The sequence below is a fragment of the Cryobacterium arcticum genome, from assembly GCF_001679725.1.
GTDB lineage: Bacteria > Actinomycetota > Actinomycetes > Actinomycetales > Microbacteriaceae > Cryobacterium > Cryobacterium arcticum_A.
This window is the reverse complement of sequence record NZ_CP016282.1, coordinates 3,116,974-3,140,870: the sequence shown is the minus strand read 5'-3', so window position 1 is coordinate 3,140,870 and position 23,897 is coordinate 3,116,974. Positions and strand designations below refer to the sequence as shown.

The window sequence follows — 23,897 nt, the reverse complement described above, 5'->3', positions numbered from 1 at the left end:
TGACACCCGGCGCCGAGCGGGCGCGACGCCCACGGTGAACGGAGTCTTAACGCGGCGCCCTGCGGTACTGCACATCCACGGTGCGGTCGGCGAAACCGAGGCTGCGATACAGCCGCACCGGGCCGGCGCTTTCGGCCTCGACGTAAAGCTCGACGGCCGTGCAACCGCGCTCGCGGAGGCGCCGCAGGCCCGCGAGCATGAGGGCGCGGCCGAGGCCGGCTCCCGCGGCATCCGGGTGCACACCGAGCACGTAGATCTCACCGAGCGTGGCGCCGGGCTCTATCTTGAGCCAGTTGTATCCGACGATCCGGCCGGGCTCGCCGGCCTGGGTGTCGCGGGCCAGGAGCAGGTCGCCGGCGTCGAACCAGGGCTCGTCCATCCGATCGGCGAGGTCGGCCTCGGTGATGGCGCCCTGCTCCGGATGCGTGGCGAAGACGAGGGCGTTCAGCCGCACCCACTCCGCGGCGTCGCCGGCCGGTGCCGGGCGGAAGGTGTCGATGATCAGGCCGCTCGGCAGCTCCGGCGTCGTCTCGGCGTCCGCGTCCGTGAGCGGGCGTTCCAGTTGCAGCAGGGTGCGCTCGGCGCTGAAGCCGAACCTGTCGGCGAGGCGGCGGGCCGCGGGGTGGTCGCCGTGCGCCCAGGCGGTGAGGTCGCCGGACATGCCGCCCTCGTCCTCGAACAGGCGGCGCAGCGCGGCCGTGGCGTGGCCCCGGCGGCGGTATCGCGGGTGCACGACCAGGTCGATCTCGCCGCGGCCGAAGATCGCGGCGCCGACGGCGTCCTCGCCCTCGATCAGCAGCTGCGGCGAGCGCCGGCCGGAGCGGGCGTCGAGCATGGCCTGTTCGTTGAACGGGCGATAGCCATCCGTGTGCGCGCTCGCGTCGGCGACATCGTGGAACCGGGCCGCGAAGGCCGTGTCGGAGAGGTCAGGAGCCGACAGAGTGAGCGACACGTTCGCCGTCCTCCTCGTAGACGTTGAACCGGTAGCCGACGTTGCGCACGGTGCCGATCAGGGATTCCTGGTCGCCGAGCTTGGCGCGCAGGCGCCGCACGTGCACGTCGACGGTGCGGGTGCCGCCGAAGTAGTCGTAACCCCAGACCTCGCTGAGCAGCTGCTCGCGGGTGAACACCCGGGAGGGGTGCGCGGCGAGGAAGCGCAGCAGCTCGAACTCCTTGTAGGTGAGGTCGAGCGGCTTGCCGTGCACCTTGGCCGAGTAGCTGGCCTCGTCGATGACGACGCCGGCGGCGCGGATGGTGGGGGAGGGCTCGTTGTGCGGCGTGCGCCCGGCGGCCAGGCGGATGCGCGCATCCACCTCGGCGGGTCCGGCCGTGTCGAGCACGACGTCGTCCACGCCCCAGTCGGGGCTGACGGCGGTGAGGCCGCCCTCGGTGATGACGAGGAGCAACGGCACGCTGCTTCCGGTGGTGCGCAGGATCTGGCAGAGCGACTTGGCGGCCATCAGATTGGACCGGGCGTCGACCAGGATCAGGTCGGAATCGGGCGCGGTGATGAGCTGATCCGGCTGTGCCGGAATGAGTCGTGTGCTGTGCGACAGCAACGCCAGGGCTGGAAGAACTTCGTCGTTCATAGCCGAGGTTAGGATCAACAGCTGCGCCACGCAGGTCCTCCAAGTATCGTGCGGCCCATCCTAGCGTGCCACGGAAAGACACTTGGGCGTGCAGAATGGGACAGTGAGCTGGAAGCGTTTGAGTGTAGTGATGATTTGGCTGGTCGCCGTGGTCTGCGCGGTCCTGACCGGCGCGCTCGTCGCCCCGGAAAACCGGCTGGTCTGGGTCAGCCTGTCGCTGGCCGGCTGCACCATCCTCACGCTGGCCGCTCAGCTGTCCACGGGACAGAAAGAGGGCTACGTGCACCGGGTCACCCTCAGCCTGGTCGGCGCCGTCACAGTCCTGGCCACAGCCACCGGCGTGTTCGCCTTCTACGGTCTGGTCTGAGCCGCCCCCACAGACGTCGATCGAGCTTGTCGCGTTGATCGAGCCTGTCGCGTTGATCGAGCCTGTCGAGATCCCGCAACCACACGCTGATCGAGCCTGTCGAGATCTCGCCCCCATGCGTTGATCGAGCCTGTCGAGATCCGGCAACCCCACGCTGATCGAGCCTGTCGAGATCCGGCCCCCATCACTGCCCGTCACCAGGTCTCGACAAGCTCGACCGCCGAGGCGGGAACGACCCGTAGGTCGGCTCACGCACGGGTCGTCCCAACGCGTTGATCGAGCCTGTCGAGATCCCGCAACCATGCGTTGATCGAGCCTGTCGAGATCCCGCCCCCATGCGTTGATCGAGCCTGTCGAGATCCGGCCCCCATCACTGCCCGTCACCAGGTCTCGACAAGCTCGACCGCCGAGGCGGGAACGACCCGTAGGTCGGCTCACGCACGGGTCGTCCCAACGCGTTGATCGAGCCTGTCCAGATCCCTCCCCCATGCGTTGATCGAGCCTGTCGAGATCCCGCAACCATGCGCTGATCGAGCCTGTCGAGGTCCGGCCCCCATCACTGCCCGTCACCAGGTCTCGACAAGCTCGACCGCCGAGGCGGGAACGACCCGTAGGTCGGCTCACGCACGGGTCGTCCCAACGCGTTGATCGAGCCTGTCGAGATCCCGTGAGGCCGCGAAGCCACCGCACCACAGACTCTCCGCCCGATTCGGGCCTGCCGCGCCCGTCAGAGGCTAGAGTTGGGGCATGTCAACGCTCGCACTCGAAATCCTGTTCCTGGGCCTCCTCGCGCTGGCCAGCCTGTCGATCGCCTGGGTCTCCGGCGTCGTGCTGTTCAAGCTGTTCCGCGGCCAGCGGTAACGTGTACGAACTTCCGGTCGGCTTGCCGTCCGAGCTCGTCCCCCTGTCGTGGTTGATCGGGGTTTGGGAAGGATCGGGAATCCTCGACTACACGGTCGACGGCGAAACCGTCACCCGCGAGTTCGGGCAGCGCATCAGCTTCAGCCATGACGGCCTGCCGCACCTCAACTACAGCTCTTACACCTGGCTCGAGCCCGAGACCCCGGCGACGGATGCGTCAGCGCCCGACTCAGACGGCGCCACCGGTGAGCCCGTAGAAGCCGCGACCCCGATCCCACTGGTGACCGAGACCGGGTACTGGCGGCTCAGCCGTCCGCAGCAAGCCGGCGATGCGGGCCCTGGCCTGCTCCCCGGCGTCGGCCCCGCCCCGTTCCAGACCGCCGAGGCGGTGGAGACCCTGCGGAACACCGACGGCGGCTTCGACATCGAGGTGAGCCTCGTGCATCCCGGCGGAACCCTGGAGCTCTACCTCGGCCAGGTCAAGGGCCCCCGGATCGACCTCGCCACCGACGCGATCGTGCAGACCAGCGGCGCCAAGCCGTACGCGGCTGCGACCCGGCTCTACGGCCTGGTCGACAGCCACCTGCTCTGGGCGTGGGACATCGCCGCCCTCGGCCAGGACCTGCGCACGCACGCCTCCGGCCGGCTCAGCCGGGCGTCCTCCTAGGCAGACCGCCAGACCGGACTAGGCAGCCCGCCAGCCCGGCCCGGGCGTTTCGGCCGCCGGCGGCACCGTGAGGATGCGCACCCGGCTCAGGCCGAACACTGCCGCGCCCGCGGCGATGAAGGCCACCGCGATCAGCAGCACGTAGCCGAAGACCGAGCCGTACCCCATGGTCGGGCTGAGGAACGGGTACGGCACCCAGCCATCCGTCGCCCCGCGCAGCAACACCACAGTGGTCCAGAGCACCGGGTAGACCAGCACCGTCCAGAGCCGCCGCCACGGCTGGGCGCCCCGGTCGGCTACGAGCAGCCAGTCCACCAAGCAATACAGCGGGAACACCACGTGCAGCATGGTGTTGGCCCACGGCAGCGTGACCCCGCCGGTGAGGCCGGTCAACAGGGTGTTGTAGACGAGCCCGACCACGATTATGTAGGCCGTGGTCGCCGCGCGGGCCAGTTCCAGGCCGGGGGACACCCGCCGGCCCCGCAGGCCGAGCACGGCGGTGACGCCCAGCACGACGGCCGCGAGGATATTGCCCTGGATGGTGAAGAAGCCGAAGAAGTTGAACGGGTTCACCGTGCCGCGCCCGGCCGTGTCCAGGAACGTGGCGGCCACCGCGACCACCGTGGTCAGCGCCGCGAGCAGGCGGAGGGCCGCGACGTAACGGGCGGGAAGTGTCATCGGTGACTTTCGCTGTCTCACGGGTTCCGGCCGCCGGGCGGGAATACCCGATGCCGCACAGCCCGTTGGGTTAGCATATGGGCCTCGTGTTCCCGCTGTCGACCCTCCCGCATCGAGGCGCCGGATCGAGTGCCCGCCACCCAACGCCGTTGTAGACGCCGTTATGAAGGAGACCCGATGAGCACCGCCGCCCCGTCCGTACCCGCCGCAGCCTCACCGCTGCTGAGCCTGGACGGTGCCGTCGGAGCCGAGGGCATTGACGCCGGCGTGGCCGCGCACTACGGCGGACCGAACGCCGAACAGCGTCGGCTGTTGGGCGGCACTGCCGTCGTCGACCTGTCCCACCGCGGTGTGCTCTCCATCTCCGGCCCCGACCGGCTCACTTGGCTGAACTCCATGTCCAGCCAGGAGCTGCGCGGGCTCACCCCCGGCCAGTCCACCGAGACTCTGCTGCTCGACCCATCCGGGCACCTTGAGTACGCCATCGCGCTTGTCGACGACGGCGTCGAGAGCTGGCTGCTTGTCGAGGCCGCCGAGCTGCCCGGCCTGCACGCCTGGCTCGACCGGATGCGCTTCACCCTGCGGGTGCAGGTCGTCGACCACACCCTCGCCTACGCCACCATCGGCACCATGGCCGCCGACCCGGCCGCCGTGGCGCTCACCCCCGCGAGCCCGAACGGGGTGCCGCTCGTTTGGCACGACCCCTGGAACGCCGTGACCCCGGGCGGCTGGCAGTACGCCGCCGAGACCGGCCACCCCGGCGCGGCCTGGCAGTGGAGCGAGGTGCTCATCGACCGGTCGGCGCTGCCGGCCCTCCGCGACGCCGTGGCGGCCGGTACCGTGGCCGCCGCCGGTCTGCTGGCCCTGGAGGCGCTGCGCATCGCCGCCTGGCGGCCGCGCGGTGCCCTCGACGCCGACGAGCGCACCATCCCGCACGAACTGGACTGGCTGCGCACCGCCGTGCACCTCAACAAGGGCTGCTACCGAGGCCAGGAGACCATCGCCAAGGTGCACAACCTCGGCCACCCGCCCCGCCGGCTGGTGCTGTTGCACCTCGACGGCTCCGACTCCGTGCTGCCCGCCCACGGCGACGAGGTGCAGGGCGACCGGTTCGTCGCCGGCGGCGAGCCCGAGCGTCGCACCGTGGGCACCATCACCTCCAGCGCCATCCACTACGAGCTCGGTCCGATCGCGCTCGCCGTGATCAAGCGCACCGTGCCCGGCACGGTGACGCTGCACGTGCTCTCGCAGGGCCTCTCGATCACCGCCAGCCAGGAGGTCATCGTGCCCGAATCGGCCGGCTCCGTCGCCGAGATTCCCCGGCTGCCCCGGCTGGGCGTGCGGGCTCCCCGCGGCTGAGCGGGCGGCATCCGGCGGGACTTTCGTCACGCCGCCGGGTGCGGCAGGGCGGCGGACCGCTCGCTAGAGTTGGAGCATGTCTGCTCCTTATACCCTCATCCTCCTCCGCCACGGCAACAGCACCTGGAACCAGCAAAACCTCTTCACCGGTTGGGTGGATGTGCGTCTGAGCGACCAGGGCCGGGCCGAAGCGCTGCGCGCCGGCGAACTGCTGGCCGAGTCGGGCCTGCTGCCCGACATCCTGCACACCTCGCGCCTTACCCGCGCGATCCAGACCGCCGACATCGCCCTCGAAGAGGCCGACCGTCTGTGGATCGACGTCAAGCGCTCCTGGCGCCTCAACGAGCGCCACTACGGCGCCCTGCAGGGCCTGGACAAGGCCGAGACGCTGGCCAAGTACGGTCCCGAGCAGTTCCAGACCTGGCGTCGTTCGTTCGACGTGCCGCCGCCCCTGCTCGACGACTCCTCCGAGTGGTCCCAGGTGGGCGACGCCCGTTACGCCGACCTCGGCGACGACGTGCCCCGCACCGAGAGCCTCAAGGACGTCATCGCACGGATGCTGCCCTACTGGGAGTCCGACATCGCCGCTGACCTCCGCACCGGAAAGACCGTTCTCGTCACCGCGCACGGTAACTCCCTGCGCGCGCTGGTCAAGCACCTCGACGGCATCTCCGACGCCGACATCGCCGAGCTGAACATCCCCACCGGCATCCCGCTGGTCTACCGTCTCGACGAAGACCTCAAGCCCATCGGTGCGGGCGAGTACCTCGACCCCGCCGCCGCAGCGGCCGGCGCCGCAGCGGTCGCCGCGCAGGGCAAGAAGTAACCCCAGACCCCACAAGAAAAGCCCCCGTCGCAAGACGGGGGCTTTTGTCGTTGATCGAGCCGAAGCGGTGATCGAGCCGAACCGGTGATCGAGCTTGTCGAGATCCCTCACGAGGTCTCGACAAGCTCGGCCAGCGTGCAGGTCGAGACCAGCGGCTTGTCGAGATCTAGGCCTCGGTCGACGCCGGCTGCTGCCAGTCGCCGGTGCCCAGGTACTGCACCTTCTTGGCGATCGACACCGCGTGGTCGGCGAACCGCTCGTGGTACCGGCTGGCCAGGGTGGCGTCGACGGTGTCGGCGGCCTGGCCCTTCCAGGTCTCGCCGAGCACGGCGTCGAACACGCTCAGGTGCAGCGCATCGACCTTGTCGTCCTCGTTGCGGATCGCCTCGGCCAGCTGCATGTCCTCCGTGGTGAGCAGCTCGGCGAGCATCTTCGCGATCTTCACGTCGAGCGCGCCCATCTCGGCGAACGTCGGGCGCAGGCTCTTGGGGATCACCTTGTCGGGGAACCGGTACCTGGCCAGCTGGGAGATGTGCGTGGACATGTCGCCCATCCGCTCGAGCGAGGCGCTGATGCGCAGGGCGCTCACCACGATGCGCAGGTCGCGGGCGACCGGCTGCTGACGGGCGAGGATGGTGATGGCCAGCTCATCGAGTTCTACGGTGAGGGCGTCGATCTTGTCGTCGTCGGCGATGACCTCTTCGGCCAGCGCCACATCCGACTTGTTGAAAGCGTGGGTGGCCTTCTCGATCGAGATGGCCACGAGGCGCGCGATCTCGGCGAGACGATCCTGCACCTCGGCGAGCTCTTGCTGAAATACTTCACGCATGTGTTTGTGTGGTCCTTCCTGGTCGCGCCAAAGCGCGCGAACGCATGAGACCCGCCTGGCCCCCGGCCAATACTGGCGAACGCAGGTTAACGGCAGGTGCCGCACGATTGAACAGTTCCTAAAGTAGCGTGTGCTCACCCTTGCTGCTGCGAAAGCCCTGTGCAAGAGTCACTAATCTGGTGAAATGGAATCGACGTGGCTCGTGTTGCTGTCCCTGGCACTGGGCCTCACCGTCGGTGGAGGGTTCGTGACTCTCATCAATGTGGCCGAGCGGCACGGCAAACGGGCTGCCGAAGTGGTCAACCCCGCTGTCCCCGACGGCATCGACCAGGTTCTCGACGCCCTCGACAGCGCCGGCGTGGTGCTCGACCCGTCCAACAACGTCATCAAGACTTCTCCGGGCGCGCTGGCCATGGGCATCGTGGTGAACCAGCAACTGGCCCATCCGGAGCTCCTCGAACTGGCCCGCGGTGTGCGTCGCACGGGCGAATCGGTGTCGGAAGACCTCGTGCTCTCCCGCGGCCCGTTCGGTGACGCGAGCATGCACCTCAGGGTGCGCCTGGCCCGGCTGGGCTCTCGTTACGTGCTGCTGCTGGCCGAGGACCGCACCGAGGCGTTCCGGCTCGACGAGGTTCGCCGCGACTTCGTGGCCAACATCAGCCATGAGCTGAAGACCCCGATCGCCGCGGTGGGTCTGCTCGCCGAGGCCCTTGGGCATGCGGCGGACGAGCCCGTGCAGGTGCGCCGCTTCGCCGACCGGCTCACCACCGAGGCCGGCCGGCTGGCCCGGCTCACCCAGGAGATTATCGAACTGTCCCGGCTGCAGGCCCAGGATGCGCTGCGGCAGCCCGAGCTGCTCGACATCGACGACATCGTGGCCGCGGGCGTCGACCAGAACCGGGTCGTTGCCGACGCCGACCGCATCACCATCGCAGTGGGGAAGAAGTGCCGCGCCCAGGTGTACGGCGACGAACGCCTGCTCGTGATGGCCGTGCACAACCTGGTGGCCAACGCCGTGCACTACTCGACTCCCGGGTCCCGGGTCGGTGTGGGCGCCCGCGTCACCGACGGCGTGATCGAGGTCACCGTCACCGACCAGGGCGTCGGCATCCCGGAGAGCGACCTCGACCGCATCTTCGAACGGTTCTTCCGCGTCGACCAAGCCCGCTCCCGCAACACCGGCGGAACCGGGCTGGGCCTGTCCATCGTCAAGCACGTGGTGCAGATCCACGGCGGTGACATCCGCGTCTGGTCCCAACCCGGCAGCGGCTCGACCTTCACCATCCGCCTCCCCGAGGCCACCCACCCCGCTCCAGCGGCGACAGGAGACACCCCATGACCCGAATCCTTCTTGTTGAAGACGAGCAGGCGCTGAGCGAGCCGCTGAGCTTCCTGCTCGAACGGGAGGGCTACGAGGTGGCCGTTGCCGAGGACGGCCCGAGCGCCCTGGCCGAGTTCGACCGTGCCGGCGCCGACCTGGTGCTGCTCGACCTGATGCTGCCCGGGATCCCCGGCACCGAGGTGTGCCGCGAGATCCGCACCCGCTCAGCCGTGCCGATCATCATGCTCACCGCCAAGGACTCCGAGGTGGACATCGTCGTGGGGCTCGAGCTGGGGGCGGACGACTACGTCACCAAGCCGTACTCGACCCGGGAACTGCTGGCGCGCATCCGCGCCGTTTCGCGTCGGCACACCGACCCGGCCGACGCCGACGACAGCGTGCTGACGGCCGGCACCGTGCGGATGGACCTGGAGCGGCACACCGTGTCGGTCTCCGGCGCCGTGGTGAACATGCCGCTGAAGGAATTCGAGCTGCTCGAGTTCCTGCTCCGCAATGCCGGCCGGGTGCTCACCCGTGGCCAGCTGATCGACCGGGTCTGGGGAACCGACTACTTCGGCGACACCAAGACCCTCGACGTGCACATCAAGCGCATCCGTTCGCGCATCGAGGTGACCCCGTCCGAGCCCACGATGCTCGTCACCGTGCGCGGGCTCGGCTACCGCTTCGAGGCCTGACCCACAACAGGCTCCGGCCGCCCTGAGTTGCCGCAAGGTCCCCCTTCAGCACGTCCGGAGGGGGACTCTGTCGTATCTGGGCGGATGTCGTCCTGTCGAGAGGTGCAAAAATGCCCCCTGGCGCGCGGCCAGGGGGCATTCTGCTGCAACTCGAGCGGGCTACTCCGGCGCGGTGGTGGGTTCCGGCGTCGTGGTGGGGGCATCCGTGGGCGTCTCGGTGACGCCGGGCGTCGACGTCGGCACCACGGTGGGGGTGGGGGTGGGCACCAGCGTGGAGTACGCGTCGAGCGTGCCGTCGAGAACGGGAACGAGCAGCTCGATGCCGGTGAGGTCGCCGTACTGGAAGAACACCGGGAACAGCGAGCCTGCCGAGGCGTTGAGGCTCTGCACGCCCACATTCTCTCCGCCGGGCACGCCGATCTCGGTGGTGGCGTTGGGGTCGATGGTCACCCTCTGGGTGACCTTCTCGTCGGTGCCCTCGTACTGGACGAGCAGGTTGACGGACTTGGCGCTCTTGTTCACCACGTGCACGAGCAGGTTGGCGTTCTCACCGTCATCGGTGAGCAGGATCGCGTTGCGGATGGCCAGGTCGCCCAGGTTGCCGCTCACGCCGTCGCTCGCGTCGTAGTGGATCGTCGTCGCCTGGGGAGCGTACAGATTGCATCCGGTCGTTCCCAACAGGATTCCGGCCGCCACAACGACGGTTGCCATGGTTCGCGCTCTCACAAGACCTCCACAAGAGTTCAGCGTTCAGCCGAAGTGGCGTGAACGCTGCAGATTTCCGTTGAGTTTACCTTACGGATGCGTCCCGCCCGGGCGCGTCGTCTCCCCAGGCTCATCGGGCTCTCCGGAGGGTGTCGGAGTGGGGTGGTATCATAGACGTTGCTGAAGGGATATCAATACATGTTATTTGAAGTCGGCGAAACGGTCGTTTATCCCCACCACGGCGCTGCGACGATCACCGAGGTGAAAACTCGCATCATCAAGGGTGAAGAAAAACTGTATTTGAAGCTCAATGTCACCCAGGGGGACCTCACCATCGAGGTTCCGGCGGAGAACGTCGACCTCGTCGGCGTTCGCGACGTCATCGGGCAGGACGGCCTCGACAAGGTCTTCGAAGTCCTGCGCGCCCCGTTCACCGAGGAACCCACCAACTGGTCACGGCGGTACAAGGCCAACCTCGAGAAGCTCGCCAGCGGCGACGTGATCAAGGTGTCCGAGGTCGTGCGCGACCTGTGGCGCCGCGACCAGGACCGCGGCCTGTCCGCCGGAGAGAAGCGGATGCTCGCGAAGGCGCGGCAGATCCTCATCTCCGAACTGGCTCTGGCCGAGAAGACCGACGAGGAGAAGGCCTCAACCGTGCTCGACGAGGTGCTCGCCTCGTAACCCCACCCTGTTCCCTGACAGGCGGCGCCCACCGGTGCCGCCTGTCGCATGTTCGGCCCCACCTTTTTCGCTCCGCCTCACCGCGCCCCACCAGATAGCCTCCAGACATGACTGAATTACCGGTTCCCGCCGTCGCGGTCATCGTCGTCGCCGCCGGCAGCGGCAGCCGGCTCGGCCGCGACCAGCCCAAGGCGTTCGTGCCGCTCGGCGCGCACAGCATCCTCGAACACGCCCTCACCGGGGTGTTCGGCCTGGACGAGCCCGCACAGGTGATCGTCGTGGCGCCCGACGCCCAGCTCGACGAGGCCCGCAGCATCGCCGCCCGCGTGGCCGGGCCCGCCGCCGGATTCCTCGACGTCGTGGCCGGCGGCGACACCCGCCAGGCCTCGGTGGCCCGCGGGCTCGCCGCCGTGCGCGCCGGCGTCAGCGTCGTCCTCGTGCACGACGCCGCCCGGGCGCTCACCCCGAGCAGCCTCATCGCGGCCGTCGTCGCCGCGGTGCGCGCGGCCGGCCACGGCATCGTGCCCGGACTGCCCGTGGTCGACACCATCAAGAGCGTCACCGCCGACGCCACCATCCAGGGCACCGTCGACCGGTCGCTGCTGTCGGCCGTCCAGACCCCGCAGGGCTTTCCCCGTGCCATGCTCGACGCCGCGTTCGCCTGGGCCGCCGGCCTGCCGGGCACGGATGCCGCCGCGCAAGACCTCACCGACGACGCGGCGCTCGTCGCCGCGGCCGGCAACCCCGTCACCATGATCCCCGGCGACCCGCTGGCGTTCAAGGTCACCACCGCCTGGGACCTCCGCCGCGCCGAACTGCTGCTCGGCGAGAACGAGCCGGCCCCCGCCGCTCTGCCGCGCGTGGGCACCGGCCTGGACGTGCACGCCTTCGACGACACCAGCGCCCTGTGGCTGGCCGGCCTGCACTGGCCGGGGGAGCGGGGCCTGTCCGGGCACAGCGACGGGGACGCCGCCGTGCACGCCATCTGCGACGCCCTGCTCGCCGCCGCGGGCCTGGGCGACATCGGCCAGGTGTTCGGCACCGCCGACCCCCGCCTCACCGACGCCCACGGCGAGGTCTTCCTCGGCGAGACCCTGCGCCTGATCGACGAGGCCGGGTACCAGGTCGGCAATGTCACCGTGCAGATCATCGGCAACCGGCCCAAGCTCGCCCCGAGGCGGGCCGAAGCCGAGGAGTTGCTCAGCGGCATCCTGCACGCCCCGGTGTCCGTAGCGGCCACCACCACCGACGCGCTCGGCTTCACCGGGCGCGGCGAGGGCATCGCCGCGCTGGCCACGGCGGTCATCTACCCGAGCATTTACCGGCCCTCGCCTAAACTGGGCCAGTGAGCATGCGACTATACGACTCGAAGGCCCAGGCCCTTCGCGATTTCCTGCCGATCGTCCCCGGCCAGGTGGGTATCTACGTCTGCGGACCCACCGTGCAATCGTCCCCTCACATCGGTCACCTGCGCAGCGCCCTGGTCTACGACCAGCTGCGCCGCTGGCTCAGCTACCGCGGCAACGACGTCACCTTCGTCCGTAACGTCACCGACATCGACGACAAGATCCTGCTGAACGCCCAGGGCACCACCGAGCAGTGGTGGGCGCTGGCCTACCGCTACGAACTGGAATTCACCGCGGGCTACCAGAAGCTCGGCATCCTGGCCCCCACCTACGAGCCGCGCGCGACAGCGAGCGTGCAGGAGATGCAGAACATCATCGGCCGGCTCGTCGATGCCGGCCACGCCTACCCGGCCGCGGACGAGTCCGGCGACGTGTATTTCGACACCCAGAGCTGGCCCGCCTACGGCGAACTCACCCGGCAGAATCCCGACAACATGGAAGCCGCCGCCGACGCCGACCCACGCGGCAAGCGCGACGCCCGCGACTTCGCCCTCTGGAAGGGCCACAAGGAGGGTGAGCCCTCCTCGGCCGCCTGGGCGTCCCCGTGGGGTTCCGGCCGGCCCGGCTGGCACATCGAATGCTCCGCCATGTCGGCCCGCTACCTCGGCCCGCACTTCGACATCCACGGCGGCGGTCTCGACCTGCGCTTCCCGCACCACGAGAACGAGCTCGCGCAGTCCACCGCGGCCGGCGACGCGTTCGCCAACTACTGGGTGCACAACGGCCTGGTCAACACCAACGGCCAGAAGATGTCCAAGTCGCTGGGCAACTCGGTCTACGCGGCCGAACTGCTCGACCAGGCCCGCCCCATCGTGGTGCGGTACTACCTCGGTGCCGCGCACTACCGCTCCACCCTCGACTTCCACGAGGGATCCCTCGCCGAGGCCGAGGCCGCCCTCGAACGCATCGAGAGCTTCCTCGACCGCGCCGACCGGCGCCTGGCCGACACCCGCTTCGCCGGCTCCGGCGTCGAGATCGTTCCGGATGCCTTCGCCGAGGCCATGGACGACGACCTCGCGGTACCGCAGGCGCTCGGCGTGCTGCACGACACCGTGCGCGCCGGCAACGCGGCCCTCGACGCCGAAGACCTGCACGCCGCGGCGACCGCCCGCGGCCAGGTGCTCGCGATGAGCGAGGTCCTCGGCATCAACCCCCTGTCGCCCGGCTGGGCCGTTGCGACAGACGAACCCGCCATGGTGGCCCTCACCGCCCTCGTCGAGCGCCTGCTCGACGACCGGGAGACCGCCAGGCAGAGCCGCGATTACGCGGCCGCAGACCGTATCCGGGACGAGCTCGTCGCCGCCGGCATAACCATCGAAGACACCCCGTCGGGTGCACATTGGAGTTTTGACTGATGAAGAACACAGACCGCAAGTCGCGCACCGGCGCGGTGCGCAAGGGCAGCAGGGGACCGCAGGTCGGCTCCGGCGGACAGGGCCGTCAGGCCCTCGAGGGCAAGAAGCCCACCCCCAAGGCCGAAGACCGGCCGTACCACCCCGCCGGCAAGGCCAAGGCCGCCAAGGACCGCTTCGCCGCGGCCGGCGGCGGACGCAGCCGCGCACCCGGCGGCTCCGGCTCCGGCGCCCCGCGCTCGGGCCGCAACACCGGCACCGGCAACACCGGCGGCGGCGGCTCCTCCACCCGCAAGGCCAAGTCCGAGGCCGAGTTCGAGGTCGTCACCGGCCGCAACTCGGTGCTCGAGGCCCTGCGCGCCAAGATCCCCGCGTCGGCGCTCTACGTGGCCACGCGCATCGAAATGGATGACCGGGTCAAGGAAGTCCTCAAGCTCGCGACGACCCGCAACATCCCGGTGCTCGAGGTCATGCGCCCCGAGATCGACCGGCTCTCGGGCAAGGACGCCGTGCACCAGGGCCTCGCGCTCAAGGTGCCCGCGTACGAGTACGCGCACCCGGTGGAGCTGCTCGACCTCACCATCAGCCGCGGCCACAAGCCGCTGTTCGTGGCCCTCGACGGCATCACCGACCCGCGCAACCTCGGTGCGATCATCCGCTCCACCGCCGCGTTCGGCGGCCACGGCGTCATCGTGCCGCAGCGTCGCTCGGTGGGCGTCACCGCGTCGGCGTGGAAGACCTCGGCCGGTGCGGCCGCGCGCCTGCCCGTCGCCATGGCGAGCAACCTCACCCAGACGCTCAAGGCGCTCAAGGAACGCGGCATGCTCGTGATCGGCCTCGACGGCGGCGGCGACACGCAGCTGCCCGAGCTCGGCCTCGGCTACGCGGAGCGCCCCATCGTCGTGGTCGTCGGCAGCGAGGGCAAGGGCCTGTCCCGCCTCGTCACCGAGACCTGCGACGCCATCGTCTCGATCCCGATCAACGCGAACACCGAGTCGCTGAACGCCGGAATCGCCGCCGGCGTCACCCTGTATGAGATCTCCAAGCTGCGCGCGGACGCTCTTGCAGCGAAGGTCGCGAAGGCGGCCGCCGCGCAGGCGTAACAGCCCGCCCTGCACCCGAAACGGCGCAGATCATCCCGCTGGGTTGGTCTGCGCCGTTTTTTCCTGGCCACCGGAGAAGATGGCCGCGTGCTGCATCGGCACGACCAACCCGGCCTCCAGCCGTGACTGGCCCATTATTGCTAGTCGGATGCGTCCCCGGACTAGCGAATTTGGGCCACCCAGTGCGGGGGCAGGGTGCCGAGGGGCGCGGCGGTCGATGTGAATGACATCACCGTCCGCGCGGGCGGTCGGGGCCGGCGGTCAGACGTTCAGACGCCAGTCGTCGGCCTCGGCCTCGTCGGCGTCGATGCCTTCGGCTTCGAGGTCGGGGAGGCTGATCGGCGTGGTGGGCGGATCGATGACGGTGGCCTCGTCGCGACGGTGCCGCAGCACATCCTGCACGTACGAGGTTACGGCCTCGGCCAGCGGGATATCCCGGCTGGCGTTCTGCGCCATGTACCAGCGGTGGTCGAGCAGCTGGTGGAACACCTCGGCGGGCTCGAGCTTGCCCTTGAGCTCACGCGGGATGGCACGCACGACGGGTTCGAACACCCGCACCAGCCACTCGTGCGCCATCATCTCCTCGTCGGCGTCGGGGTTGCCGTAGGCGACACCGTAGGAGTCGAGGTCGTTGAGTAGACGGCGGGCCTGGTTCTCCTCGGCGTCGAGGCCGGTGAGGCGCAGCAGGCGGCGCTGGTGGTGGCCCGCGTCGACGACCTTGGGCTGGATGCGCACCGTCGTTCCGGTCTCATCGGTCTTGATGGCCAGTTCCTCGATGTCGAAGCCCAGGTGGTTGAGGCGCTCGACGCGCTCCGTGATGCGCCAGCGCTCGCTGCTCGCGAACGACTCCGACCCGGTGAGCTCCTTCCAGAGCAGCCGGTAGGCGGCGACGATGCCGTTGCTGACGATGATGGGGTCGAGTTCGTTGGCGACCCGGCCGCCGGCCTCGAGGTCCATCAGCTCGCCGGCGATGTTGACGCGGGCGATTTCGAGGTCGTTCTCGCGCTGGCCGTTGGAGAGGCCGCCCGGATAGAGCTGCCCGGTCTCCGCGTCGACGAGGTACGCGGCGAACGCGCCGGCGTCGCGGCGGAAGAGGGTGTTGGACAGCGACACGTCGCCCCAGAACAGGCCGACCATGTGCACGCGCACGAGGAGCAGGGCGAGGGCGTCGACGAGGCGGGTGGCCGTGTCGGGGCGGAGGGCCTGCGAGTACAGCGCCCGGTAGGGCAGCGAGAACTTGAGGTGCCGGGTGACGAGGACCGAGTTGAGCGGGTCGCCGTCTTCGTCGGTGCGGTTGGTGATCACCGCGAGCGGTTCGACGCAGGGGATCTCGAGGCTCTGGAGGGTGCGGAGCATGTCGTACTCCCGCTTGGCCATCTCGCTGGTGGTCTCCTTGATGGCCACGACGCGTCCGCTCAGGTGGGCGAATCGTACGAGGTGGCGGGAGAGGCCCTTGGGCAGTGAGGCGATGTTCTCGTTCGGCCACGCATCCAGCGGCAGGTGCCAGGGCAGGTCGAGCAGGGCCGGATCGGCCGTTGCCGAGGTGATGTTCAAGGAACCGCTCATGAAGCGCCTAACTGTCGGCAGGGCGGTGAAGCCCCGCGGGTGGCCTCGGCCGGGGTGGGCTCACAAGGCGCGGGATGTGCTGCGGCGCCGTCCACGGGGAACAGGCGCCGATACGACAAACTCGACCGCCGAAAAGTACCGGCGGTCGAGTTTGTCGTGATGGTGCTTAGTCGCTGACGGCGCCGCCGAGACGGGCACCGGACTCGGCGTCGAACACGTGCAGGTGGTTCGGCGTCGGGGTCAGGTAGACGGTCTCACCGGCGGACGGGTGCGAGCGGCCGTCGACGCGAGCGACGATGTCGGTGCGCTTGCCCTCGACGGTGGAGTGGCCGTACAGGTAACCGTCGGCGCCGAGCTCCTCGACCAGGTCGACGTCGACCGCGAGGCCCTCGCCGAACGTGGTGGACAGGTGGATGTCCTCGGGACGGACACCGATGGTGACCTTCTTGCCGGTGGCGCCGGCGAGGGTGTCGCGCTGCACGGGGACCGTGGCGGTGCCGAACTTGATGCCACCGTCGACGGCGTCGGCCAGGAACAGGTTCATGGCCGGGCTGCCGATGAAGCCGGCAACGAAGACGTTGTTCGGCTTGGCGTACAGGTCGCGGGGGGTGCCGACCTGCTGCAGGACGCCATCCTTGAGCACGGCGATGCGGTCGCCCATGGTGAGCGCCTCGGTCTGGTCGTGGGTGACGTAGACCGTGGTGACGCCCAGGCGACGCTGCAGCGACGCGATCTGGGTGCGGGTCTGAACGCGCAGCTTGGCGTCGAGGTTCGACAGCGGCTCGTCCATGAGGAACACCTGGGGCTGACGCACGATGGCGCGACCCATGGCAACACGCTGACGCTGGCCACCCGAGAGGGCCTTCGGCTTGCGGCTGAGGTAGGGCTCGAGGTCGAGGAGCTTGGCGGCCTCGAGAACGCGGGCGGCGCGCTCGTCCTTGTTGACGCCGGCGATCTTGAGCGCGAAGCCCATGTTCTCGGCGACGGTCATGTGCGGGTACAGCGCGTAGTTCTGGAAGACCATGGCGATGTCACGGTCCTTCGGGGGAACGTCGGTGACGTTGCGCTCACCGATGAAGATGTCGCCGTCGTTGACCTCTTCGAGGCCGGCGAGCATGCGGAGCGACGTGGACTTGCCACAGCCGGAGGGGCCGACCAGGACGAGGAACTCGCCGTCGGCGACCGACAGGTCGAGGTGGTCGACCGCGGGGCGGGTGGAGCCCGGGTACAGGCGGGTGGCCTTGTCAAAGGTTACTGAAGCCATTATTTCGTTATTCTCCTTCACCGGCAGGTACGTGCCGGACGATCCGTTGTGATGGGATTTGCTGTCCGGCTGACGTAGCACCAGCGCAAGACCTTCCTAGTATGGCATGTCCCGCGTGAGCGTCGCCTGAATCGGCTGCCGGAGTGCCGCCAGTGTGTCCCCGGTGAACCCCCAGAGAGGCCGCTGTGAAGCCCCGGTTGGTTAATTCCCAGACTGGGGTCCTACTATTTGGAGTGCAATCGCGCGCATTCGCGAGCGCACCCCCTCAACTCGGAGTGATCATCCATGACAACTGGTGGCCCAGGCGAACCTCGCCCCTCGAAGAATCAGCGACGCGACGCCGCACGCACCAAGGCCGCCCAACTCCGAGTCGAGCAGAAGAAGCGCGACCGTCGTAACCGGGTGTTCCTGCAGGGCGGCATCGCCATCGCCGCCATCGCGGTCGTCGCCGTGATCGTGCTGATCATCGTCAACTCGGTGCGCCCCGACGGCCCCGGCCCGCGCAACATGGCCAGTGACGGTCTGCTCGTCGGCGAGGGCCTCACCGCCGTCACCACCCCGGCCCTGCAGCCCAAGGCCGACCCGATTCCCTCCACCCCGGATGCGTCGGGCAACGTCGCCGACATCCGCATCTACATCGACTACCTGTGCCCGTTCTGCGGACAGTTCGAGACCACCAACGCCGACCAGATCTCGCAGTGGGTCGACTCCGGTGCAGCCACGGTCGAGGTCCACCCCATTTCGATCCTCACCAGCAAATCCGCTGGCACCCAGTACTCGCTGCGTGCGGCCAACGCCGCCGCCTGCGTGGCGAACTACTCGCCGGACGACTTCCTTTCCTTCAACGCCGCGCTCTTCGCCGACCAGCCCGTCGAGGGCACCGCCGGCCTCAACAACGACGACCTCAAGGCTCTCGTGAAGAGCTCGGGAGTGTCAAAGAGCCTGTCCGAGATCAACACCTGCATCGACGAGACCACGTACAAGTCGTGGGTGCAGGATGCCACTGATCGCGCCCTGAGCGGACCGATCCCGAACTCCTCCCTCGAGGCGATCACCGGCACCCCGACCGTGCTGGTGAATGGCAAGCAGTACGTGGGCGCCCTGGACGACCCGAAGGAGTTCGCGGCGTTCGTCTTGCAGGCGGCCAGCGAGGCATACTCCACCGCCACGCCGACGCCCACGCCCACTCCGGCCGGCTGACCGCACCGGCCCGGCCGGTGACGGCGGGACCGAATGGGTCGGCACGAGAGTGCCGAGTGATTTAGGATGAATGCTCGAGGTGCTTCGTGCGCCTCATGCCGGCCTGGCGCAATTGGTAGCGCACCACTCTTGTAAAGTGGGGGTTACGGGTTCAAGTCCCGTGGCCGGCCCCATTGCCCGTGTTTCCCCGGGCTTCGCAGAACAGCGACGAGGAGCGGAATGACCAGTCCACTCGACGAGGTCAGCCCGCTGGGGTCCTTCGCGCAGGTGCCCACGAGCATCTCGGCCGCCGACGAGGCACACCTGCTGCGGGCGATCGCCGTGGCGGCACTGGCTCGCGCAAATGGCAACCACCCGTTCGGTGCCATCCTGGTCACCGCCGACGGCACCATCATCGAGAGCCAGAACAGCGTGGTTACCGGCAACGATCCCACCGGACACGCCGAGACGAACCTCGTGCGCCTGGCCAGCGCCCGGCTGGACAAGACCGCGCTGCGCTCGAGCACCCTGTACACGAGCACCGAACCCTGTGCGATGTGCTCCGGCGCCATCTACTGGTCCGGGATCGGGCGGGTCGCCTACGCGCTGCCCGAGCAGGACCTCGGTGCCATGGTGCCCAGCCAGGACGGCGAGCCCACGCTGGACCTGCCCTGCCGCGAGGTTTTCGCCCGCGGCGGCGGCACCGTGGTCGTGGCCGGCCCGGCGCTGGTCGCGGAGGCGACCGAGGTGCACCGGGGATTCTGGGACGCCCGCTAGATCCGCTAGCCCAGGCTCGGAGCGCTCGTCGCCGGCCCAGGAACGGTCGGCTCCGGGTCGCGGCGGAGCCACCGGCCCGGCGGCTCAGGCAGCCGGCCGGTGATCACATGTGCCACCACCACGGCCACAATGACCAGCGGCATCACGGCATAGGCATCGCTGGTGAGCAGCACGGTGGCCAGCAGAACGCTGGTGAGCGGCAACCGCAGCATCGACACGCACATGGCGCCGATGCCCACCCCCACAGCCGGAACCAACGCCATGCCCGGCAGGTGGGACGCCATGATGCCCAGGGCCGCGCCGATGAACATGGCGGGAAACACCGGCCCGCCCCGGAACGCGCTGAGGGACAGGCCGTAGGCCAGGGCCTTGCAGAGCGCCAGCAAGCCCAGCGCGCCGATCGGCCAGGAGGCGCCGTTGCTGATGAGCGCGGGCAGGGTCGACTGGCCGGAGAAGAGCACCTGGCCGGTGTCCTCCCCGGTGACCAGCGCGAACCCGATCGCAAGCCCGGCGATGAGCAGACCGAGCACCGGGGTGACGAGCAGCCGCTGGGCGTGCACCGCGGGGCGCACCACCCGCGCGAGCGCCTTGATTCCCCAGGCCAGGAGCGGGCAGGCCACCCCAAGTACGAGCGCCCAGAGGAACATCGCCAGGGTGGGTGTGCTGAACGCCGGCAGGTCGGGGATGGCGAGGGAGAAGGTGCCCAGCCCGGTCCAGGAATCCAGGCCAACGAAAACGAGCGAGCCGATCCCCGCGGCGAGCAGCCCGGGCAGCAGGCCCACCCCAAGCATGGCGCCACCCAGACCGGATGCCTCCATCAGGAGGAAAGCGCCCAACAGCGGCGAACCGAGCAGGGTGCTCACCGCGGCAAAGCTGCCCGCCGACGCGATGACCGCGAGGGCGGTGGGCGGCGAGTCCTTCTTGATCAGGAGCACCGCGAGAGCGCCCAGCCCGCCGCCGAGGGCGATCAGCGGTGCCTCTGGGCCGAGCACCGCGCCCAGGGCGAGCGTGGCCAGCGCCGCCAGCACCACGCCCGGCAGCTCCGGCGGGCGCGGGAACCCGCCGGCCGCGAAGCCCTCCGACGGCGGATGCCCGCTGGTTCCCGGCAGGAACCGGATGCAGAGCGCCACCAGCAGGCCGGACAGGGCCAAGAGCGGAAGCGGCCACCACACCGGCACGCTGTCGAACCCCAGGGTGGCCGGCAGCTCGGTGAACAGGTAGCCCTGCAGCCAGGAGACCAGGGCCAGGAACCCGTAGGAGACCACCGACACCGGCACGCCGATGAGCCCGGCCAGCAACAACACGCGCAGGTAGCCGCGCGAACGGATGACCGCCAGCGGGTCGACGGTCTGGGCCGGGTTGGCCGGGTGGCCCGCCGCGGAATCGGGGGCGGGGGTCGCCGGTGGCTCGGGATGCGCGGGCATGTCGCGGTCCTCCTCGGCCGGTCTCCTCCGCCGATCTGGCACTGTTGCTGGACCGGTCCGGGTCGGTCGGTCCCGGGTTCGGCCGGCATCGCTGCCCACGCTGGCCCGGTGTCCGTGCGGGCGCAAGCCCCTCGGCGGCCCCTCGGCGGCCCCGCGGGTGCCCGCGGAAATGGGGGCTGGTCGCCCGTTCACAGCGGTCACTAAGCTGACCGCCATGTATGCGCTGCTCTCCTTCGTGCTCCTGGTGCTCGTCGTGGCCGCCCTCGTGGACATCATCACCCGGCAGGACGGCCAGGTGAAACACCTGCCCAAGGTGGTCTGGGTGCTCCTGGTGATCTTCCTCCCCATGATCGGCAGCCTGCTCTGGTTCGTGATCGGACACGACTACGACACCCCGATGGCGCGTCCCCGCTCGGGTGCGCCCCGGCGTCGCACGGGGTCGACCTCGGGCGCACAGGCGACCCCCACGGCCCAGGCGGAACGGCGGATCACCAGCACCGAGGAGCAACTGGCCTCGCTGGACCGCGAGATCGAGTTCCATGCCGAGCAGGCGCGCATCCGCCGGATCGAAGCCGAGCTGGCCGAACGCCGCCGGCTGGCCGACGGGACCTGACGGCGGATCGCCGCGCGAAGAGTCGCGGCGACGGGCTAGGCTCGTGTTTGTGGTTACAGACAACAAAATGCCCCCGGTTCTCGTTCGCTCCGAGTACGACAAGATGGTCGCGGGGGAGTGGTACCGCTACCGGTCCGGGCCCGAACTGGCCGAGCTGACGACCAGCACGCAGCGCACCTGCCGCCAGATCACCGCCCTCTACGACGACGACCAGGCCGCCGCGCACGCCCTATTCGTGGGGATGCTCGCGAGCGTCGGCGACGGTGCCGACTTCAGGCCGCCGCTGTACCTGGACTACGGCTCCCGGCTGCGGGTCGGCGCCAACACGTTCATCAACGCCGACTTCCTGGCCCTCGGCGGCGGCGAAATCACCATCGGTGCCAACGTCCTGGTAGGTCCAAGTGCCCGCTTCTACACGCCCAGCCATGCCGTCGACGTGGTCGAGCGCCGGGCCGGGTACGAGCGGGTCTCCCCGATCGTGATCGAAGACGACGTGTGGCTCGGCGGCAACGTCGTGGTCTGCCCGGGCGTCACGATCGGCGCGGGCAGCATCATCGGCGCCGGCTCCGTGGTCACCCGCGACGTGCCGCCCGGGGTCATCGCCGTGGGCAACCCGGCGCGGGTCGTGCGGGCCATCGGTCCCGACGACCGGGTCGGGCTCGACATGCTCTGATCCGTCGGCTCAGAGCAGCCCGAGGATCTCCCGGCGCTTGGCATCGTATTCGGCCTCGGTGACCAGGCCTTGGGCGCGCAGCTGATCGAGCTGCGCCAACCGGGTCGCCGGATCCGCCATGCCGCCGGAACCCGCCGGGCGTCGCCGCGCCAGGTGCACGATCAGGAACACTATCGCCAGCGCGATCAGGAGCACCGCGGCGAGGACGCCCGCGATGATGAGAAAGTGCCAGCCGGTCAGATTGCCAAACATGTGAGTCCCCCTGCGCCGGCGCGTTCGGCCGCACGGCGAAAGTCTATCCAGGGGGCGAGCGAGCGTACGCTGGAACGATGACAACCACACCCCAGCACGCCCTCCCCTCCGGGTTCGGAGCGCGCAGCACCGCCACCCAGGTACTCGCCGGCATCGACCTGAACGGCCGGACGGCCATCGTCACCGGCGGCTATTCGGGGCTGGGTATCGAGACCGTCGCGGCGCTCGCCGCCGCGGGCGCCCAGGTCCTGGTTCCGGCCCGTCGCCCCGAGGCGGCCCGGGACGCGCTCGAAGCCCGTGGGCTGGCCGACGTCGAGGTCGAGACCCTCGACCTGGCCGACCTCGGCAGCGTGCGCGCCTTCGCCGACCGGTTCCTGGCCTCCGGACGCAGCCTCGACATCCTGATCAACAACGCCGCCATCATGGCCTCCCCTGAAGCCCGCGTCGGCGACGGCTGGGAATCCCAGTTCGCCACCAACCACCTGGGCCACTATGTGCTGACCAACCTGCTCTGGCCCGCCCTGGTGGCCGGCGGGGGCGCCCGCGTGGTGGCCCTGTCGTCGACCGGGCACAAGCTCAGCGGCATCCGGTTCGACGACCCGCAATTCGAGACCGGCTACGACAAGTGGCTGGCCTACGGTCAGGCCAAGACCGCCGACAGCCTGTTCGCCGTACAGCTGGACGCCCTCGGCGCCGAGCACGGCGTGCGCGCATTCGCCGTGCACCCGGGCGGCATCATGACCGAGTTGCAGCGGCACCTGCCGCGCGAGGAGATGATCGCGTCGGGGTGGATGACCGAGGACGGCACCGTGAACTCCGTGTTCAAGACGCCTGAGCAGGGCGCCGCGACGGCGACCTGGGCGGCGACCTCCCCGATGCTCGACGGTCTGGGCGGGGTCTACTGCGAGGACTGCGATATCGCCGAGCCCACGGTTCCGGGCAGCGAGACCGCTCGTATCCGGGGTGTGGACGCACACGCGATCGACCCCACGGATGCGGCCCGCCTCTGGGCTCTCTCGGCCGAGCTCACCGGTGTGAACGCGTTCGCCTGACCTCACGCGCGTGCCCGACTGGTCCCGAAGCGGACGATTGGCCCCGGTGTGCCGGGTGCAATTGCCCGCACCGCGTCCAGTCGCGGGGGCGCGAGCGGGGCGGTCAGTCGGGCAGGGCGCTGAGGTGGTCGCCCGCGTCGACAGGCTGGCGCACAGCGGGCTTGACGTTCTCGGGGATCCCTCCGACGTAGAGCCAGCCGAGCAGCTCCTCGCCGTCGGCGAGTCCGTGCACCTGCCGCACCGGTTCGGCGCGGGTGTGGCCGCCGGTGCGCCACATCACGCCCCAGCCCGCATCCTCGAGCAGCAGGCTGAGGAAGTGGGCGACGCCGACGGCCGCCGCGTCCTGCTCCCAGGCCGCAACCTTGTGGCTCGGCCGATGCCGGGCCACCAGGGCCAGCAGCAGTGGAGCGCGCAGCGGCTTACCGGCGAGCTTGGCGGCGGCCGGCCCCTCGAGGCCCGAGGCCGCCACGAGCGCGTCGCCCAGAGCGGCCCGGGCGGCGCCGCGCACCTCGATGATCCGCCAGGGGCGCAGTGCGCCGTGGTCGGAGGCGCGGGCGGCCGCCTGGATCAGGGGAACCAACTCGTCGCGGCCGGGCGCATCCGCGGTGACCACGGGATACGACCGGCGCGACAAGATCGCGTCGAGAACCGCCGACAA

At 69.6% G+C, this 23,897-nt stretch carries 25 protein-coding genes and 1 tRNA gene; 16 read left to right on the top strand and 10 right to left on the bottom strand.

From position 1 onward, the window contains the following. Positions 1-46: 46 nt before the first annotated feature. Both mshD and PA27867_RS14215 read right to left on the bottom strand, forming a co-directional pair. Positions 47-952, bottom strand: a complete 906-nt coding sequence (gene mshD / locus PA27867_RS14220) for a mycothiol synthase (protein WP_066597390.1) — start codon at positions 950-952, stop codon at positions 47-49. Next, positions 927-1,619, bottom strand: coding sequence for a winged helix-turn-helix transcriptional regulator (locus tag PA27867_RS14215; protein ID WP_066597389.1), 693 nt, complete (start codon positions 1,617-1,619; stop codon positions 927-929). The genes mshD and PA27867_RS14215 overlap by 26 nt, the downstream gene beginning before the upstream one ends. Before the next feature lie 100 nt (positions 1,620-1,719). Here PA27867_RS14215 and PA27867_RS14210 point away from each other — a divergent pair, with 100 nt between their 5' ends. After that, positions 1,720-1,956, top strand: a complete 237-nt coding sequence (locus PA27867_RS14210; RefSeq protein WP_084021183.1) for a hypothetical protein — start codon at positions 1,720-1,722, stop codon at positions 1,954-1,956. A gap of 862 nt (positions 1,957-2,818) precedes the next feature. After that, positions 2,819-3,484 (top strand): FABP family protein, encoded by a 666-nt coding sequence (locus tag PA27867_RS14205; RefSeq protein WP_066597386.1) that lies wholly within the window; start codon positions 2,819-2,821, stop codon positions 3,482-3,484. A gap of 18 nt (positions 3,485-3,502) precedes the next feature. On the opposite strand, the gene PA27867_RS14200 is transcribed toward PA27867_RS14205, so the two are convergent. Continuing rightward, positions 3,503-4,162, bottom strand: coding sequence for a Pr6Pr family membrane protein (locus PA27867_RS14200; protein ID WP_066597384.1), 660 nt, complete (start codon positions 4,160-4,162; stop codon positions 3,503-3,505). Positions 4,163-4,339: 177 nt separating this feature from the next. Here PA27867_RS14200 and PA27867_RS14195 point away from each other — a divergent pair, with 177 nt between their 5' ends. Beyond that, the gene (locus PA27867_RS14195) at positions 4,340-5,521 is read left to right on the top strand and encodes a YgfZ/GcvT domain-containing protein (RefSeq protein WP_066597382.1); all 1,182 of its coding nucleotides are present in this window, start codon (positions 4,340-4,342) and stop codon (positions 5,519-5,521) included. A 76-nt stretch (positions 5,522-5,597) separates the two neighbouring features. After that, positions 5,598-6,347 (top strand): phosphoglyceromutase, encoded by a 750-nt coding sequence (locus tag PA27867_RS14190; protein WP_066597380.1) that lies wholly within the window; start codon positions 5,598-5,600, stop codon positions 6,345-6,347. Between the two features lie 166 nt (positions 6,348-6,513). On the opposite strand, the gene phoU is transcribed toward PA27867_RS14190, so the two are convergent. Beyond that, a complete protein-coding gene (phoU, locus tag PA27867_RS14185) occupies positions 6,514-7,176 on the bottom strand; it encodes a phosphate signaling complex protein PhoU (protein WP_066597379.1) in 663 nt (220 codons plus the stop codon). A gap of 184 nt (positions 7,177-7,360) precedes the next feature. Here phoU and PA27867_RS14180 point away from each other — a divergent pair, with 184 nt between their 5' ends. Together PA27867_RS14180 and PA27867_RS14175 are read left to right on the top strand one after the other, a co-directional pair. Beyond that, on the top strand, positions 7,361-8,515 hold the full coding sequence (locus tag PA27867_RS14180; protein ID WP_066597378.1) for a sensor histidine kinase: 1,155 nt from the start codon (positions 7,361-7,363) through the stop codon (positions 8,513-8,515). After that, the gene (locus PA27867_RS14175) at positions 8,512-9,192 is read left to right on the top strand and encodes a response regulator transcription factor (RefSeq protein ID WP_066597376.1); all 681 of its coding nucleotides are present in this window, start codon (positions 8,512-8,514) and stop codon (positions 9,190-9,192) included. The genes PA27867_RS14180 and PA27867_RS14175 overlap by 4 nt, the downstream gene beginning before the upstream one ends. Before the next feature lie 159 nt (positions 9,193-9,351). Here PA27867_RS14175 and PA27867_RS21090 read toward each other — a convergent pair whose 3' ends face one another. Beyond that, complete coding sequence (locus PA27867_RS21090; protein WP_084021181.1) at positions 9,352-9,903, bottom strand: hypothetical protein; 552 nt, start codon at positions 9,901-9,903, stop codon at positions 9,352-9,354. A gap of 192 nt (positions 9,904-10,095) precedes the next feature. Here PA27867_RS21090 and PA27867_RS14165 point away from each other — a divergent pair, with 192 nt between their 5' ends. The 4 genes from PA27867_RS14165 (at position 10,096) to rlmB (ending at position 14,439) form a co-directional block, all read left to right on the top strand. Continuing rightward, positions 10,096-10,578: a CarD family transcriptional regulator gene (locus PA27867_RS14165; RefSeq protein WP_066597369.1), complete on the top strand. Its 483-nt coding sequence runs from the start codon at positions 10,096-10,098 to the stop codon at positions 10,576-10,578. Positions 10,579-10,685: 107 nt separating this feature from the next. Then, a complete protein-coding gene (locus PA27867_RS14160; RefSeq protein WP_066597367.1) occupies positions 10,686-11,927 on the top strand; it encodes a bifunctional 2-C-methyl-D-erythritol 4-phosphate cytidylyltransferase/2-C-methyl-D-erythritol 2,4-cyclodiphosphate synthase in 1,242 nt (413 codons plus the stop codon). Continuing rightward, complete coding sequence (cysS, locus tag PA27867_RS14155; protein ID WP_066597365.1) at positions 11,924-13,339, top strand: cysteine--tRNA ligase; 1,416 nt, start codon at positions 11,924-11,926, stop codon at positions 13,337-13,339. Before PA27867_RS14160 ends, cysS begins: the two co-directional genes overlap by 4 nt. Next, entirely contained in the window at positions 13,339-14,439 is a 1,101-nt protein-coding gene (rlmB, locus tag PA27867_RS14150; protein WP_066597363.1) for a 23S rRNA (guanosine(2251)-2'-O)-methyltransferase RlmB, read from the top strand. Before cysS ends, rlmB begins: the two co-directional genes overlap by 1 nt. 261 nt (positions 14,440-14,700) lie before the next feature. Here the strand turns inward: rlmB and PA27867_RS14145 are convergent, their stop codons facing one another. Both PA27867_RS14145 and PA27867_RS14140 read right to left on the bottom strand, forming a co-directional pair. Continuing rightward, on the bottom strand, positions 14,701-16,005 hold the full coding sequence (locus tag PA27867_RS14145; protein ID WP_066597362.1) for a DUF4032 domain-containing protein: 1,305 nt from the start codon (positions 16,003-16,005) through the stop codon (positions 14,701-14,703). Between the two features lie 166 nt (positions 16,006-16,171). Then, positions 16,172-17,269 (bottom strand): ABC transporter ATP-binding protein, encoded by a 1,098-nt coding sequence (locus PA27867_RS14140; protein ID WP_066597361.1) that lies wholly within the window; start codon positions 17,267-17,269, stop codon positions 16,172-16,174. Between the two features lie 285 nt (positions 17,270-17,554). Between PA27867_RS14140 and PA27867_RS14135 the strand changes: the two genes are divergently transcribed. The 3 genes from PA27867_RS14135 to PA27867_RS14125 all read left to right on the top strand — a co-directional run bounded on the left by PA27867_RS14135 (position 17,555) and on the right by PA27867_RS14125 (position 19,225). Beyond that, on the top strand, positions 17,555-18,469 hold the full coding sequence (locus tag PA27867_RS14135; protein WP_066597359.1) for a DsbA family protein: 915 nt from the start codon (positions 17,555-17,557) through the stop codon (positions 18,467-18,469). A gap of 97 nt (positions 18,470-18,566) precedes the next feature. After that, positions 18,567-18,642 (top strand) — tRNA-Thr (locus tag PA27867_RS14130). A 46-nt stretch (positions 18,643-18,688) separates the two neighbouring features. Continuing rightward, the gene (locus PA27867_RS14125) at positions 18,689-19,225 is read left to right on the top strand and encodes a nucleoside deaminase (protein WP_066597356.1); all 537 of its coding nucleotides are present in this window, start codon (positions 18,689-18,691) and stop codon (positions 19,223-19,225) included. Positions 19,226-19,230: 5 nt separating this feature from the next. Here PA27867_RS14125 and PA27867_RS14120 read toward each other — a convergent pair whose 3' ends face one another. Further along, positions 19,231-20,649, bottom strand: coding sequence for a chloride channel protein (locus PA27867_RS14120; RefSeq protein ID WP_066597354.1), 1,419 nt, complete (start codon positions 20,647-20,649; stop codon positions 19,231-19,233). Positions 20,650-20,863: 214 nt separating this feature from the next. Here PA27867_RS14120 and PA27867_RS14115 point away from each other — a divergent pair, with 214 nt between their 5' ends. Then, on the top strand, positions 20,864-21,262 hold the full coding sequence (locus tag PA27867_RS14115) for a PLD nuclease N-terminal domain-containing protein (protein ID WP_066599991.1): 399 nt from the start codon (positions 20,864-20,866) through the stop codon (positions 21,260-21,262). A 67-nt stretch (positions 21,263-21,329) separates the two neighbouring features. Beyond that, entirely contained in the window at positions 21,330-21,935 is a 606-nt protein-coding gene (locus PA27867_RS14110; RefSeq protein WP_066597352.1) for a sugar O-acetyltransferase, read from the top strand. Positions 21,936-21,944: 9 nt separating this feature from the next. Here the strand turns inward: PA27867_RS14110 and PA27867_RS14105 are convergent, their stop codons facing one another. Next, complete coding sequence (locus tag PA27867_RS14105; protein ID WP_066597350.1) at positions 21,945-22,187, bottom strand: SHOCT domain-containing protein; 243 nt, start codon at positions 22,185-22,187, stop codon at positions 21,945-21,947. Positions 22,188-22,264: 77 nt separating this feature from the next. On the opposite strand from PA27867_RS14105, the gene PA27867_RS14100 reads away from it, so the two are divergent. Next, positions 22,265-23,239 (top strand): SDR family NAD(P)-dependent oxidoreductase, encoded by a 975-nt coding sequence (locus PA27867_RS14100; RefSeq protein ID WP_066597346.1) that lies wholly within the window; start codon positions 22,265-22,267, stop codon positions 23,237-23,239. A 103-nt stretch (positions 23,240-23,342) separates the two neighbouring features. Here the strand turns inward: PA27867_RS14100 and PA27867_RS14095 are convergent, their stop codons facing one another. Further along, complete coding sequence (locus tag PA27867_RS14095; protein WP_066597344.1) at positions 23,343-23,897, bottom strand: nitroreductase family protein; 555 nt, start codon at positions 23,895-23,897, stop codon at positions 23,343-23,345.